Source organism: Methylibium sp. T29, from assembly GCF_000576205.1.
Lineage (GTDB): Bacteria > Pseudomonadota > Gammaproteobacteria > Burkholderiales > Burkholderiaceae_C > Methylibium > Methylibium petroleiphilum.
This window is the reverse complement of record NZ_AZND01000104.1, coordinates 1-11,857: the sequence shown is the minus strand read 5'-3', so window position 1 is coordinate 11,857 and position 11,857 is coordinate 1. Positions and strand designations below refer to the sequence as shown.

The 11,857-nt window shown below is 68.4% G+C and carries 15 protein-coding genes; 5 read left to right on the top strand and 10 right to left on the bottom strand.

All coding sequences use genetic code 11. The features are described 5' to 3' along the window. A partial coding sequence (locus x551_RS13000; protein WP_253950373.1) for an SAM-dependent methyltransferase occupies positions 1-352 on the bottom strand: 352 nt, incomplete at its 3' end. Between x551_RS13000 and x551_RS12995 the strand changes: the two genes are divergently transcribed. The 3 genes from x551_RS12995 to x551_RS12985 all read left to right on the top strand — a co-directional run bounded on the left by x551_RS12995 (position 345) and on the right by x551_RS12985 (position 2,062). Then, the gene (locus tag x551_RS12995; protein WP_051495809.1) at positions 345-713 is read left to right on the top strand and encodes a YraN family protein; all 369 of its coding nucleotides are present in this window, start codon (positions 345-347) and stop codon (positions 711-713) included. The genes x551_RS13000 and x551_RS12995 overlap by 8 nt on opposite strands. Positions 714-785: 72 nt before the next feature. Continuing rightward, positions 786-1,382 (top strand): phosphoheptose isomerase, encoded by a 597-nt coding sequence (locus x551_RS12990; RefSeq protein ID WP_036233929.1) that lies wholly within the window; start codon positions 786-788, stop codon positions 1,380-1,382. Beyond that, positions 1,379-2,062, top strand: coding sequence for a BON domain-containing protein (locus x551_RS12985; protein WP_011831337.1), 684 nt, complete (start codon positions 1,379-1,381; stop codon positions 2,060-2,062). Before x551_RS12990 ends, x551_RS12985 begins: the two co-directional genes overlap by 4 nt. A 37-nt stretch (positions 2,063-2,099) precedes the next feature. Here the strand turns inward: x551_RS12985 and x551_RS12980 are convergent, their stop codons facing one another. From x551_RS12980 to x551_RS12965, 4 genes are all read right to left on the bottom strand, one after another. Beyond that, complete coding sequence (locus x551_RS12980) at positions 2,100-2,993, bottom strand: NAD(P)-dependent oxidoreductase (RefSeq protein ID WP_036233921.1); 894 nt, start codon at positions 2,991-2,993, stop codon at positions 2,100-2,102. Between the two features lie 94 nt (positions 2,994-3,087). Next, on the bottom strand, positions 3,088-4,224 hold the full coding sequence (locus x551_RS12975) for a PilT/PilU family type 4a pilus ATPase (RefSeq protein ID WP_011831335.1): 1,137 nt from the start codon (positions 4,222-4,224) through the stop codon (positions 3,088-3,090). A 44-nt stretch (positions 4,225-4,268) separates the two neighbouring features. Beyond that, positions 4,269-4,877 carry a cyclic nucleotide-binding domain-containing protein gene (locus tag x551_RS12970; RefSeq protein WP_036233917.1) on the bottom strand — a complete coding sequence of 203 codons (609 nt, stop codon included), beginning with the start codon at positions 4,875-4,877 and terminating at the stop codon, positions 4,269-4,271. Positions 4,878-4,914: 37 nt separating this feature from the next. Then, a complete protein-coding gene (locus x551_RS12965) occupies positions 4,915-5,958 on the bottom strand; it encodes a type IV pilus twitching motility protein PilT (RefSeq protein WP_011831333.1) in 1,044 nt (347 codons plus the stop codon). A gap of 52 nt (positions 5,959-6,010) precedes the next feature. Here x551_RS12965 and x551_RS12960 point away from each other — a divergent pair, with 52 nt between their 5' ends. Then, on the top strand, positions 6,011-6,727 hold the full coding sequence (locus tag x551_RS12960) for a YggS family pyridoxal phosphate-dependent enzyme (protein ID WP_036233914.1): 717 nt from the start codon (positions 6,011-6,013) through the stop codon (positions 6,725-6,727). A 5-nt stretch (positions 6,728-6,732) separates the two neighbouring features. Here the strand turns inward: x551_RS12960 and x551_RS12955 are convergent, their stop codons facing one another. The 5 genes from x551_RS12955 to x551_RS12935 are packed head-to-tail and all read right to left on the bottom strand — an operon-like array spanning position 6,733 to position 11,393. Beyond that, the gene (locus x551_RS12955; RefSeq protein WP_011831331.1) at positions 6,733-7,716 is read right to left on the bottom strand and encodes a branched-chain amino acid ABC transporter permease; all 984 of its coding nucleotides are present in this window, start codon (positions 7,714-7,716) and stop codon (positions 6,733-6,735) included. Beyond that, positions 7,713-8,600 (bottom strand): branched-chain amino acid ABC transporter permease, encoded by an 888-nt coding sequence (locus x551_RS12950; protein ID WP_011831330.1) that lies wholly within the window; start codon positions 8,598-8,600, stop codon positions 7,713-7,715. Before x551_RS12950 ends, x551_RS12955 begins: the two co-directional genes overlap by 4 nt. Positions 8,601-8,637: 37 nt before the next feature. Then, positions 8,638-9,861 (bottom strand): ABC transporter substrate-binding protein, encoded by a 1,224-nt coding sequence (locus x551_RS12945; protein WP_011831329.1) that lies wholly within the window; start codon positions 9,859-9,861, stop codon positions 8,638-8,640. Positions 9,862-9,909: 48 nt separating this feature from the next. Beyond that, on the bottom strand, positions 9,910-10,623 hold the full coding sequence (locus tag x551_RS12940; protein WP_011831328.1) for an ABC transporter ATP-binding protein: 714 nt from the start codon (positions 10,621-10,623) through the stop codon (positions 9,910-9,912). After that, entirely contained in the window at positions 10,623-11,393 is a 771-nt protein-coding gene (locus tag x551_RS12935) for an ABC transporter ATP-binding protein (RefSeq protein WP_011831327.1), read from the bottom strand. The genes x551_RS12940 and x551_RS12935 overlap by 1 nt, the downstream gene beginning before the upstream one ends. A gap of 283 nt (positions 11,394-11,676) precedes the next feature. Here x551_RS12935 and x551_RS12930 point away from each other — a divergent pair. Next, positions 11,677-11,857 (top strand): Ada metal-binding domain-containing protein (locus x551_RS12930; RefSeq protein ID WP_036248848.1); only part of this gene is annotated, 181 nt, incomplete at its 3' end.

Below are 11,857 nucleotides of genomic sequence, written 5' to 3'. Positions count from 1 at the left end.
CCAGCCGCGCGCCGGGATCGCTGACGGCCGGCGTGCCGGCATCGCTGACGTAGGCGACGCGCTCGCCGCGCGCCAGCCGCTCGATCACCACGCCGGCGGCCTGGGCCTCGTTGTGCTCGTGCAGCGCGATCAGCGGCTTGTCGAGTCCCAGGTGACGCAGCAGTGGTGCGGTGACGCGCGTGTCCTCGCAGGCCACGGCGTCGACCAGTCCGAGCGCATGGATCGCGCGCAGCGTCAGGTCGGCCAGATTGCCGATGGGCGTGGCCACGACGTAGAGCGTGGCTTTGGGATACTGCTGCGCGCCGGCCGCGCTGGCGGCAGCTTGCTGGATCAACGGGGCGTCGATGGTCACGACCAAGGCGGTGGGAGACGGGGGCGAGGACCGGGCGCTGGCCTACCTGCTGCGCGCCGGGCTGAAGCTCGTGGAGCGCAATTATCGAGTCGCCGGCGGCCCGCGCGTGCGAGGTGGCGAGATCGACCTCGTGCTGAGGGATCGCGATGGCACGCTGGTGTTCGTCGAGGTGCGTACGCGGGCCACCCGATCGCACGGCGGCGCTGCAGCCACCGTATCGGGCGTGAAGCAGCAGCGGATCGTGCGCGCCGCGCGCCACTACCTGATGCGCTTTGCCACGCCGCCGCCGTGTCGCTTCGACGTGGTGGCGATCGAAGGGGAACACATCGCGTGGCTGCGCGCGGCCTTCGACGCGTCCTGACCCCCTCGACCGACCGGCACGTGGCGGCTCGCGGAACCCGGGCCCGCGAAAGCGTGTCATATCATCATGGGCATGCTTGAACAACGAATCCAGCGGCACTTCTTCGACAGTGCCGACCTGAAGAATCAGGCGGCCGAGGTGTTGAGCAAGCCGATAGCCGATGCGGTTCAGGCCGTGCTCGGCTGCATCACCGCCGGCGGCAAGGTGCTGGCCTGTGGCAACGGGGGCTCCGCCAGCGACGCGCAGCATTTCGCGGCCGAGTTCGTCGGCCGCTTCGAGCGCGAGCGTCCCGGGCTGGCCGCGATCGCGCTGAACACCGACACCTCCATCATCACCGCGCTCGGCAACGACTACGATTTCTCCGCGATCTATGCCAAGCAGGTGCAGGCGCTCGGCAATCCCGGTGACGTGCTGCTGGCCATCACGACGAGCGGCAACTCGGCCAACGTGGTGGCCGCGGTGGACGCGGCCCATGACAAGGACATGACCGTCATCGCCCTCACCGGGCGGGGCGGCGGCAAGCTCGGTGCTCGCCTGACCGAGACCGACGTACACATCTGCGTGCCGCACGAGCGCACGGCGCGCATACAGGAAGTGCACATCCTCGCGATCCACTGTCTGTGCGACGCGGTCGACGTGCAACTGCTCGGTGAACAGGACCTGACATGACCTCACGAACCTCTCCTTCGCCTGCCCAGGCGGCAACCCGGGCCCCTCGCACGCTCCGTCGCGTTGCGCTGGCCGCATTGGCCTGCATCTCGCTCTCCGGCGCCTTGGGCGGCTGTGCGCTGCTGATCGGTGGTGCGGCCGTCGGCAGTGCACTGGTCTACAGCGACCGTCGCACGTCGGGGGCGCAGCTTGAAGACCAGGGCATCGAGCTGAAAGGCGCGGCGCGGGTCAAGGAGGCCATCGGCGAACGCGGCCGGGTCAGCCTGACCAGCTTCAATCGCACGGTGCTGCTGACCGGCGAAGTGCCGACCGAGGCCGACAAGGCGGCCGTCGAGGCCGCGGTCTCGAAGCTCGAGAACGTCCGCTCCCTGCTGAACGAACTGGCGATCGGCCCGACGACCTCGCTGGTCGACCGCTCGAACGACGCGCTGATCACGAGCAAGGTGAAGGCGAGCTACGTCGATGCGCGCGACATCTTCGCCAATGCCTACAAGGTGGTCACCGACCGTGGCATCGTCTACCTGATGGGTCGCGTCACGGAACGCGAGGCCGACCGCGGCGTGGCGATCGCCCGCGGCGTCTCCGGGGTCGTGAAGGTCGTCAAGGCCTTCGAGATCATCACCGAGGCCGAGCTCGCGCAGACGGTGCCGAAGAACGCGCCGACCGCTCCGGCCCCCTGAGAGGTCGCGACCGCGACGCGGTCGGTCTCCGCGTGGGCTACTTCAGGCGCTGGATCAGGCTCGAGGTGTCGCGGCGGCCGCCGTCGTCGGCCTGCACGTCCGCATAGAACTGATCGACCAACGCCGTCACCGGTAGCCGGGCGCCGTTGCGTTTCGCCTCGTCCAGGCAAAGCCCAAGGTCCTTGCGCATCCAGTCCACCGCGAAACCGAAGTCGAACTTGCCGTCGACCATCGTCGGGCCGCGGTTGTCCATCTGCCAGCTCTGCGCCGCGCCCTTGCCGATCACGCCGAGCACGGCCTTCATGTCCAGCCCGGCCTTCTGACCGAAGGCGATCGCCTCGCTGAGGCCCTGCACCAGGCCGGCGATCGCGATCTGGTTCACCATCTTCGCTAACTGGCCGGCGCCGGCCTCGCCGAGCAGCGTGACGGCCTTCGAGAAGGCCATCGCCACCGGCTGGATCTTCGCGAAGTCGGCCGCATCGCCGCCGCACATCACCGTGAGCGCGCCATTGATCGCGCCGAGGTTGCCACCCGAGACCGGGGCATCGACGAAGCCCAGGCCGCGCGCGCGCGCCGCCGCCGCCAGTTCGCGCGCGATGTCGGCCGACGCGGTGGTGTGGTCCACGAACACGGCGCCTGCCTTCATGGCCTGGAAGGCTCCGTCGGCACCGGTCGTCACCGAACGGAGATCGGCATCGTTGCCGACGCAGGCGAACACGATGTCGGCGTCCTGCGCCGCGGCGCTGGGCGTCGGCGCCGAACGGCCGCCGTACTCGTTCACCCAGGCCTGGGCCTTGGCCGTGGTGCGGTTGTAGACACACACGCTGTGGCCGGCGCGCGCCAGGTGGCCGGCCATGGGGTGGCCCATCACGCCCAGGCCGAGGAAGGCCACGCGCTGCGAGGGAACCGGATCGTAGGTCTTGCTGGTCATCGAGCGTCTCCGAAAAGGCAACGGCCTCCAAACGAGGCCGTTCTACACCGCCATGATCGCTCAAACCACCGCGGCCGGGCAGGCCGCGGGTTACTCAGACGATGGTCAGGTGCTCGGTGCCCGAGGCCAGGTCGGAGTTGCGCGCCCGGTTGCTGTTGAGCTTGATCTGCAGACGCAGGTCGTTGACCGAATCGGCGTTGCGCAGGGCATCCTCGTAGGTGACCAGCTGGCCCTCGTACAGGTCGAACAGGCTCTGGTCGAAGGTCTGCATGCCGAGCTCGCGACTCTTCTTCATGATCTCCTTGATCTCGGCCACCTCGCCCTTGAAGATCAGGTCGGAGATCAACGGCGTGTTCAGCAGGATCTCGATCGCCGCGACGCGGCCACGGCCTTCCTGGCGCGCCAGCAGGCGCTGCGACACGAGCGCCTTGAGGTTCAGCGACAGGTCCATCAGCAGCTGCGCGCGCCGCTCCTCGGGGAAGAAGTTGATGATGCGGTCGAGCGCCTGGTTGGCGCTGTTGGCGTGCAGCGTCGCCATGCACAGGTGGCCGGTCTCGGCGAAGGCCACCGCGTGTTCCATTGTCTCGCGGTCGCGGATCTCGCCCATCAGGATCACGTCGGGCGCCTGGCGCAGCGTGTTCTTCAGCGCCGGGGCCCAGTCGTCGGTATCGATGCCGACCTCACGCTGCGTCACGATGCAGTTCTTGTGCGGGTGCACGAACTCCACCGGGTCCTCGATGGTGATGATGTGGCCGTAGGAGTTCTCGTTGCGGTAGTCCACCATCGCGGCCAGCGAGGTGCTCTTGCCCGAGCCGGTGGCGCCGACGAAGATCACCAGCCCGCGCTTGGTCGAGGCGACGTCCTTCAGCACCTGCGGCAGGCCGAGTGAGTCGATCGTCGGCAGCGTCTGCGGGATCGTCCGCAGCACCAGGCCCACGCAGCCCTGCTGCACGAAGGCATTGACCCGGAAGCGGCCGATGCCGGTCGGCGCGATCGCGAAATTGCACTCCTTGGTGCGTTCGAACTCGGCCGCCTGCTTGTCGTTCATGATCGAACGCGCCAGGGCCATCGTGTGTTGCGGCGTCAGCGGCTGCGGCGATACCTTGGTGACGCGGCCGTCGACCTTGACCGCCGGAGGAAAGTCGGCCGTCAGGAACAGATCGGAACCGTTGCGGGCGACCAGCAGGCGCAGCAGGTCGTTGACGAATTTCGACGCTTGATCGCGTTCCATGAGTTCCTCCCTTGGAGATTTTCTGAGGCGGCAGCGCTCGCTGCTCAGCCACCGGACAACAAAGCAGACAGCCGGGCGCTCACCTGGCGCAGGCGCAAGGACAGGCGCCGCGCGAGCGAGGCCAGCAGGGCCATGGCAAGCCGCGGCTCGTTCTCCATCATCGCGTCGAGGCGCCGGGCGTCGAGCACGGCCACGATGCAGGGAGTGAGCGTGGTGCAGGCGGAAAAGCGGGAGCCGGCGTCCAGCACCGACATCTCACCCAGCATGTCCCCGGCGCGAGCCTCGGCCACGCGGACCCGGCCGCCGCCGCGCTGCACGCGCTCGACGCCGACCCGGCCTTCCAGCACCACCAGCAGGTAGTTGCCCTGCTCGTCCTGGCCGATCACCTCCTGGCCGGCCGGTACCGTGAAATGGCGGAAGTGCTCGGCGATGCGGCCCAGTTCGGGGGGGCTCAGGCCGACCAGATGCGTCTCGGCCTCCCACAGCTGCACGAACAGATCGCAGGCGCGGCGCTCGTCGAAGGGCTGAGCCCCGGCCTGCCGGGCCCGCGCATCCCAATCGACCGTGGCGGTCGCGCGTTCCTCGCCGTCGTCTGACGGGGCGCCTTCGGCAGAAACCGCAGGGCCCCCCGGTCGATCGAGCTGCTTTTTCACGGTGAGCGCTCTGCGGACGACGGGGCGGTGCCCGGGATCAGCCCGGGAAGTTCTCGGGCAGCTTGGCCTTGCCGCGTGCCTCCGCCGGCGTGATGAGGTTGCGGCGCACCAGGTCCGTCAGGTTCTGGTCCAGTGTCTGCATGCCCATGCTGTTGCCGGTCTGGATCGAGCTGTACATCTGCGCGACCTTGGCCTCGCGGATCAGGTTGCGGATGGCCGGCGTGCCCAGCATGATCTCGTGCGCCGCCACGCGGCCCGAGCCGTCCTTGAGCTTGCACAGCGTCTGCGAGATCACGCCGATCAGCGACTCCGACAGCATCGCGCGCACCATGTCCTTCTCGGCGGCGGGGAACACGTCGATCACGCGGTCGATGGTCTTGGCCGCGCTGCTGGTGTGCAAGGTGCCGAACACCAGGTGGCCGGTTTCGGCCGCGGTCAGCGCGAGGCGGATGGTCTCGAGGTCGCGCATTTCGCCGACCAGGATCGCGTCCGGATCCTCGCGCAGCGCCGAGCGCAGCGCGTTGCTGAAGGACAGCGTGTGCGGTCCGACCTCGCGCTGGTTGATCAGGCAGCGCTTGGACTCGTGCACGAACTCGATCGGATCCTCGACGGTCAGGATATGGCCGTACTCGTTCTCGTTGAGGTGGTTCACCATGCCGGCGAGCGTGGTGCTCTTGCCCGAGCCGGTGGGGCCGGTGACCAGCACCAGGCCGCGCGGCTTGAGGGCCAGATCGGCGAAGATCTTCGGCGCGTTCAACTGCTCGAGCGTCAGGATCTTGCTCGGGATGGTGCGGAATACCGCGCCCGCGCCGCGGTTCTGATTGAAGGCGTTGACCCGGAAGCGCGCCAGGCCCTGGATCTCGAACGAGAAGTCGCATTCCAGCGTCTCCTCGTAGGCCTTGCGCTGCGCATCGTTCATGATGTCGTACACCATGTCGTGCACGTTCTTGTGGTCCAGCGGGTCCACGTTGATGCGCCGCACGTCGCCGTGCACCCGGATCATCGGCGGCAGTCCGGAGGACAAGTGCAGGTCCGAGGCCTTGTTCTTGACCGAGAACGCCAGCAGTTGGGTGATGTCCATGGGGTGGTGTGGGGAGCGCAGCGCTCACCATGCGGCAGAGGGTCGAGGGATTATGGCGACGATAGCAAGCAAGATACAAGAAGTGAGCGGGCGCATCGCACGCGCCTGTGACGCAGCGGGGCGTCCCGTGGCAAGCGTCACGCTGCTGGCGGTCAGCAAGACGTTCGGCGCCGACACCGTGCGCGAGGCCCTGGCGGCCGGGCAGACGCGGTTCGGCGAGAACTACGTGCAGGAAGCGCTCGACAAGATGGCCGCGCTGGCCGACGTTCGCGCTCGCCTCGAATGGCATCTGATCGGTCCGCTGCAGAGCAACAAGACGCGCGCGGTGGCCGAGGCCTTCGACTGGGTGCACTCGGTCGACCGGCTGAAGATCGCCCAGCGGCTGTCCGAGCAGCGGCCGGACGCGCTGCCGCCCTTGCAGGTCTGCCTGCAGGTCAACGTCAGCGGCGAAGCCAGCAAGAGCGGTCTGGCGCCGGACGAGGTGGAGGAGGTGGCGCGGGCGGTCGCGACGCTGCCGCGGCTGCGGCTGCGCGGGCTGATGGCGATTCCCGAGCCGGCCGGCGATCTGAGCGCCCAGCGCCGGCCGCACCGCGCGCTGCACGAACTGCTGGAACGCCTTCAGGCGGGAGGCCTGGCGCTCGACACGCTGTCCATGGGGATGACCGCCGACCTCGAGGCCGCGGTGCTGGAGGGCGCGACGCTCGTGCGGGTCGGCACCGCGATCTTCGGCGGGCGGTCGACGGGGGGTGACCCGCGCGCCGCCGGGTGACGGCGTCAGGCGCGGCGCCAGCGCGCCAGCAGCGCCCCCGCCTCGCCGACGATGCCACGCCGGAAGGCGAGCACGCAGAGGATGAAGATGAGGCCTGTGACCAGCGTGACCGCCTCGCCCAGGCCGTTGAACCAGGCGATCCCGGTCAGTTCGGCCAGCGCGCGCCCCACGTCGCCGATCTTGTTCTCCAGCGCCACGATCACCAGCGCGCCCACCATCGGGCCCACCATCGTCCCCATGCCGCCCACCAGCGTCATCAGGATCACCGCCCCCGAGGTCGTCCACACCGCGTCGGTCAGCGTCGCGAAGCCCAGCACCAGCGTCTTGGTCGCGCCGGCCAGCCCCGCCAGCGCGGCCGACAGCACGAAGGCCACCAGCTTGAAGCGCTCCACGTCGTAGCCCAGCGAGGTGGCGCGTGCCTCGTTCTCCCGGATCGAGGTCAGCACCTGCCCGAACGGCGAGTGCACCGTGCGGTAGATCAGCCAGAAGCCGGCGATGAAGATCGCCAGCACCACGTAGTACAGCGTCAGGTCGTTCGCGAGGTCCAGCCCCAGGAAGCGCCCGCGCGGCACCGACTGCAGCCCGTCCTCCCCGCCGGTGAAGGGCGCCTGCAGGAAGAAGAAGAACAGCATCTGCGCGAGCGCCAGCGTGATCATCGAGAAGTAGATCCCCGAGCGCCGGATCGCCAGCCAGCCGAAGGCCAGCCCGGCCAGCGCCGCCACGGCCGCCCCGAACAGCAGCCCCAGCGGGGCCGGGAAGCCCCAGACCTTGAGCGCATGGCCGGCACCGTAGGCCGCCGCGCCCAGGAAGGCCGCATGACCGAAGGACAGCAGCCCGGTGAAGCCGATCAGCAGGTTGAAGGCGCAGGCGAACAGCGCGTAGCACAGCACCTTCATCACGAAGATCGGGTAGGCCCCCAGCGCCGGCAGCAGCGCGATCGCGATGAACAGGGCCGCGTAGCCGAGCAGCGGGGATCGTTGGGGTGTCATTTCTCTTTCCCGAACAGGCCGGCCGGTCGGATCAGCAGCACGATGGCCATGATGACGAACACCACGGTGCTGGAGGCTTCGGGGTAGACCACCTTGGTGAGGCCCTCGATCAGGCCCAGGCCCAGGCCGGTGACGATGGAGCCCAGGATGGAGCCCATGCCGCCGATCACCACCACGGCGAAGACGGTGATGATGAGGTTGGAGCCCATCAGTGGGGAGACCTGGATGATGGGAGCGGCCAGCACGCCGGCGAAGGCCGCCAGCGCCACGCCGCCGGCGTAGGTGAGTGTGACCAGGCGGGGCACGTTGATGCCGAAGGCCTGCACCAGGCGCGGGTTCTCGGTGCCCGCGCGCAGGGTGGCGCCCAGCGAGGTCTTCTCGATCAGGGCCCACACGGCCAGGCAGACCACGATGGAGGCCAGCACGACCCAGGCGCGGTAGTTGGGCAGGATCATGAAGCCCAGGTTGGTGGCCCCGGAGAGGGCCGAGGGCACCGGGTAGGGTTGGCCGGAGACGCCGTAGAAGGAGCGGAAGATGCCCTCGGCCACCAGGGTGATGCCGAAGGTCAGCAGCAGGCCGTAGAGGTGGTCGAGCTTGTAGAGCCACTGCAGCAGCAGCCGCTCGATGAGGATGCCCAGCACCCCCACCAGCAGCGGCGCGAGCAGCAGCATGACCCAGTAGTTCAGCCCCAGGTACTCCAGGCCCATCCACGCCAGGAAGGCGCCCATCATGTACAGCGCCCCGTGGGCGAAGTTGATGATGTTGAGCATGCCGAAGATCACCGCCAGCCCCAGCGACAGCATCGCGTAGAACGAGCCGTTCACCAGACCCAGCAGCAACTGGCCCAGCAGTGCGGGCAAGGGGATGCCGAAGAGGTCGCTCATCGGGAATCGGCTCCTCGGCGGAGGCGGCGCGCGGCGCTCACTTCTTCACCAGCGGGCACTTGCTGTCGGCCAGCTTCGTGAAGGCCTGTTCGCCGGGGATCTTCTCGACCACCTTGAAGTAGTCCCAGGGCTCGGTCGACTCCTGCTGCGACTTCACCTGCAGCAGGAACATGTCGTGGATGCCGCGACCGTCTTCCTTGCGGATGCTGCCCTTGGCGTAGAAGTCGTTGATCGGCATGGCCTTCATCTGCGCCATGACCTTGTCGCCGTCGTCGGTCTTGGCGGCCTCGACGGCCTTCAGGAAGTGCATGGCGGCCGAGTAGTCGGCCGCCTGGATCGACGAGGGCATGCGCTTCATCTTCTCGAAGAAGCGGCGGCTCCACGCGCGCGCCTCCGGGCTCTGGTTCCAGTACCAGCTGTCGGTCATGTACATGCCCTGGGTCGCATTCAGGCCCAGCGAATGGATGTCGTTGATGAACATCAGCAGGCCGGCCAGCTTCATCGTCTTCGTGATGCCGAACTCGTTGGCGGCCTTGATCGAGTTGATGGTGTCGCCGCCGGCATTGGCCAGCCCCAGGATCTGCGCCTTGCTCGACTGCGCCTGCAGCAGGAAGGACGAGAAATCGCTGGCCGACAGCGGGTGCTTGACGCTGCCGAGCACCTGGCCGCCCGATTTCGTCACCACGTTGCTGGTGTCGTTCTGCAGCGACTGGCCGAAGGCATAGTCGGCCGTCAGGAAATACCAGGACTTGCCGCCCGCCTTGGTGACTGCGCTGCCGGTGCCGTTGGCCAGCGCCACGGTGTCGTAGGCATAGTGGATCGAGTAGGGCGTGCAATCCTCGTTCGAGATGCGCGAGGTGCCGGCACCGATGGCGATGAAGGGCTTCTTCTTCTCGGCCGCGACCTTGGTCATGGCCAGCGCGGTGCCGGAGTTGGTGCCGCCGATGAGCATGTCGACGCCCTGGGTGTCGAACCATTCGCGGGCCTTGCTGGCGGCCACGTCGGCCTTGTTCTGGTGGTCGGCGTAGACGAGCTCGATCTTCTTGCCGGCGACCGTGCCCTTCATGTCGCTGATGGCCAGCTTGATGGCCTCGACGCCGCCGGGGCCGTCGATGTCGGCGTACAGACCCGACATGTCGGTGATGAAGCCGATCTTGACCGTGTCCCCGGAGATCTGGGCCTGTGCCGGCGTGCCGCCGACGGCGAGGAGGCCGGCGGTGGCGGCGGCAGCGAGTGCGGTGCGCGAGCGAACGAGGGTCATGCGGGGCTCCTGAGGGTGGGATGAGAGGAAGCGGAAAGCGCGTCGCGATCAGACGCTGAGCAGTTCATCGAGCTGTGCCTGGTGGGCCGCCAGCTCGGAGGCAGCAAAGGACAGCGCGATGCGGCCGTGCTCGACCACATGGAACTGGTCGGCCAGGCGCGCGGCGAAGCGGAAGTTCTGCTCCACCATCACGATGGTGAAGCCCTGCGCCTTGAGCGCGGTGATCATGCGCGCGAGCGCCTGCACGATCACCGGCGCCAGCCCCTCGCTGATCTCGTCGAGCAGCAGGATGTCGGCCCCGGTGCGCAGGATGCGCGCCACCGCCAGCATCTGCTGCTCGCCCCCCGAGAGCCGCGTGCCCGGGCTGGCGCGCCGCTCGGCCAGGTTGGGGAACATCGCGTAGATCTCGGCCTCGCCCATCGCCTTGCCCCGCCCGGCCTTCAGGCGCGGGGGCAGCAGCAGGTTCTCCTCGGCGCTCAGCGAGGCGAAGATGCCGCGCTCCTCCGGGCAGTAGCCCAGCCCGAGGTGGGCGATGCGGTGGGTGGGCAGCGCGATGGCCTCCTGGCCGTGCACCTTGATCGAGCCCTTGCGGCTGCCCGTCAGGCCCATGATGGCGCGCAGCGTGGTGGTGCGTCCGGCGCCATTGCGCCCGAGCAGCGTGACCACCTGCCCGCGCGGCACCGCCAGGTCGATGCCGTGCAGGATGTGGCTCTCGCCGTACCAGGCCTGCAGCCCCTTGATCTCCAGCGCCAGGGGCTCCATCAATGCGCTCCCTGGAGTTCAGCCGCGTCGCTGCCCATGTAGGCCTCCAGCACCGCAGGGTGGCGGGAGACACTGGCGTAGTCGCCTTCGGCCAGCACGGCCCCGCGCGCCAGCACGGTGATGCGGTCGGCGATGGTGGCCACCACCTTCATGTTGTGCTCCACCATCAGCACGGTGCGGCCTTCGGCCACCCGCTTGATGAGGGCGGTGACGCGCTCGACGTCCTCGTGGCCCATGCCCTGGGTGGGTTCGTCGAGCAGCATGAGCTCGGGGCTCATGGCCATGGTGGTCGCGATCTCCAGCGCGCGCTTGCGTCCGTAGGGCAGGTCGGCGGCTTTGAGCGCAGCCATCTCGCGCAGGTCCACCAGTTCCAGCAGCTCGAGCACGCGGGCGTCGAGCGCGCGCAGCCCCGACAGGCCCTTCCAGAAGTGGAAGGAGGTGCCGGTGAAGCGCTGCAGGCCGATGCGCACGTTCTCCAGCACGCTCAGGTGGGGAAAGACGGCGGAGATCTGGAAGGAGCGGATGACGCCGCGGCGGGCGATCTGCGCGGGCTTCTCGGCGGTGATGTCGTGGCCGTTGAAGTGGATCGTGCCGCGGCTGGGCGCGAGGAACTTCGTGAGCAGGTTGAAGCAGGTGGTCTTGCCCGCGCCATTGGGCCCGATCAGCGCATGGATGTGTCCTCGCTGCACCGCCAGATCCACGCGGTCCACCGCCGTGAACCCCTTGAAGTCCTTCGTCAACTCGCGGGTCTGGAGAATGATGTCGCTCATGCGGGGACAGGAAAGAAGGCTTGCACTCTAAGTAGCGCTGTTGCGCTGCAATAGACGGGGTTCCCCTTAAGTGGATTCGCGCAACGCTCGACTGTGCGCAGGGCCGCGCAAGCCCCAGGCCGGTGCGCGGTCGTCATCGGCCTGTCACCTGCGTGACGATCGGCCCCGCCCGCACGCCGGCGTCCGGGAAGGATTCCAATTCGGCAGCAAGACACGGAGTGCCACGGTCCGGACCGATGCCTACAGTCACCGCATCGACCCACGTACACCCTGACGGACGATCATGAACATGAGCACCCAGACCGAACAACGGGCCGCCGCGACCGTGAACGACCCGCGCTGGGCCGCCGTCGTGGCGCGCGACGGCGCCGCCGACGGCCGCTTCTTCTACTCGGTGCGCACGACCGGCGTCTATTGCCGCCCGAGCTGCGCCGCGCGCCCCGGCCCGCCCCCGAGAACGTGGC

What these genes read in the sequence shown, in the direction of transcription:
- x551_RS12950 (WP_011831330.1), bottom strand. Translation starts at nt 8,600, where the DNA reads ATGAGCGACCTCTTCGGCATCCCCTTGCCCGCACTGCTGGGCCAGTTG.
- x551_RS12935 (WP_011831327.1), bottom strand. Translation starts at nt 11,393, where the DNA reads ATGAGCGACATCATTCTCCAGACCCGCGAGTTGACGAAGGACTTCAAG.
- x551_RS12995 (WP_051495809.1), top strand. Translation starts at nt 345, where the DNA reads ATGGTCACGACCAAGGCGGTGGGAGACGGGGGCGAGGACCGGGCGCTG.
- x551_RS12955 (WP_011831331.1), bottom strand. Translation starts at nt 7,716, where the DNA reads ATGACACCCCAACGATCCCCGCTGCTCGGCTACGCGGCCCTGTTCATC.
- x551_RS12990 (WP_036233929.1), top strand. Translation starts at nt 786, where the DNA reads ATGCTTGAACAACGAATCCAGCGGCACTTCTTCGACAGTGCCGACCTG.
- x551_RS12945 (WP_011831329.1), bottom strand. Translation starts at nt 9,861, where the DNA reads ATGACCCTCGTTCGCTCGCGCACCGCACTCGCTGCCGCCGCCACCGCC.
- x551_RS12965 (WP_011831333.1), bottom strand. Translation starts at nt 5,958, where the DNA reads ATGGACATCACCCAACTGCTGGCGTTCTCGGTCAAGAACAAGGCCTCG.
- x551_RS12980 (WP_036233921.1), bottom strand. Translation starts at nt 2,993, where the DNA reads ATGACCAGCAAGACCTACGATCCGGTTCCCTCGCAGCGCGTGGCCTTC.
- x551_RS12960 (WP_036233914.1), top strand. Translation starts at nt 6,011, where the DNA reads ATGGCGACGATAGCAAGCAAGATACAAGAAGTGAGCGGGCGCATCGCA.
- x551_RS12985 (WP_011831337.1), top strand. Translation starts at nt 1,379, where the DNA reads ATGACCTCACGAACCTCTCCTTCGCCTGCCCAGGCGGCAACCCGGGCC.
- x551_RS12975 (WP_011831335.1), bottom strand. Translation starts at nt 4,224, where the DNA reads ATGGAACGCGATCAAGCGTCGAAATTCGTCAACGACCTGCTGCGCCTG.
- x551_RS12940 (WP_011831328.1), bottom strand. Translation starts at nt 10,623, where the DNA reads ATGGAGCCCCTGGCGCTGGAGATCAAGGGGCTGCAGGCCTGGTACGGC.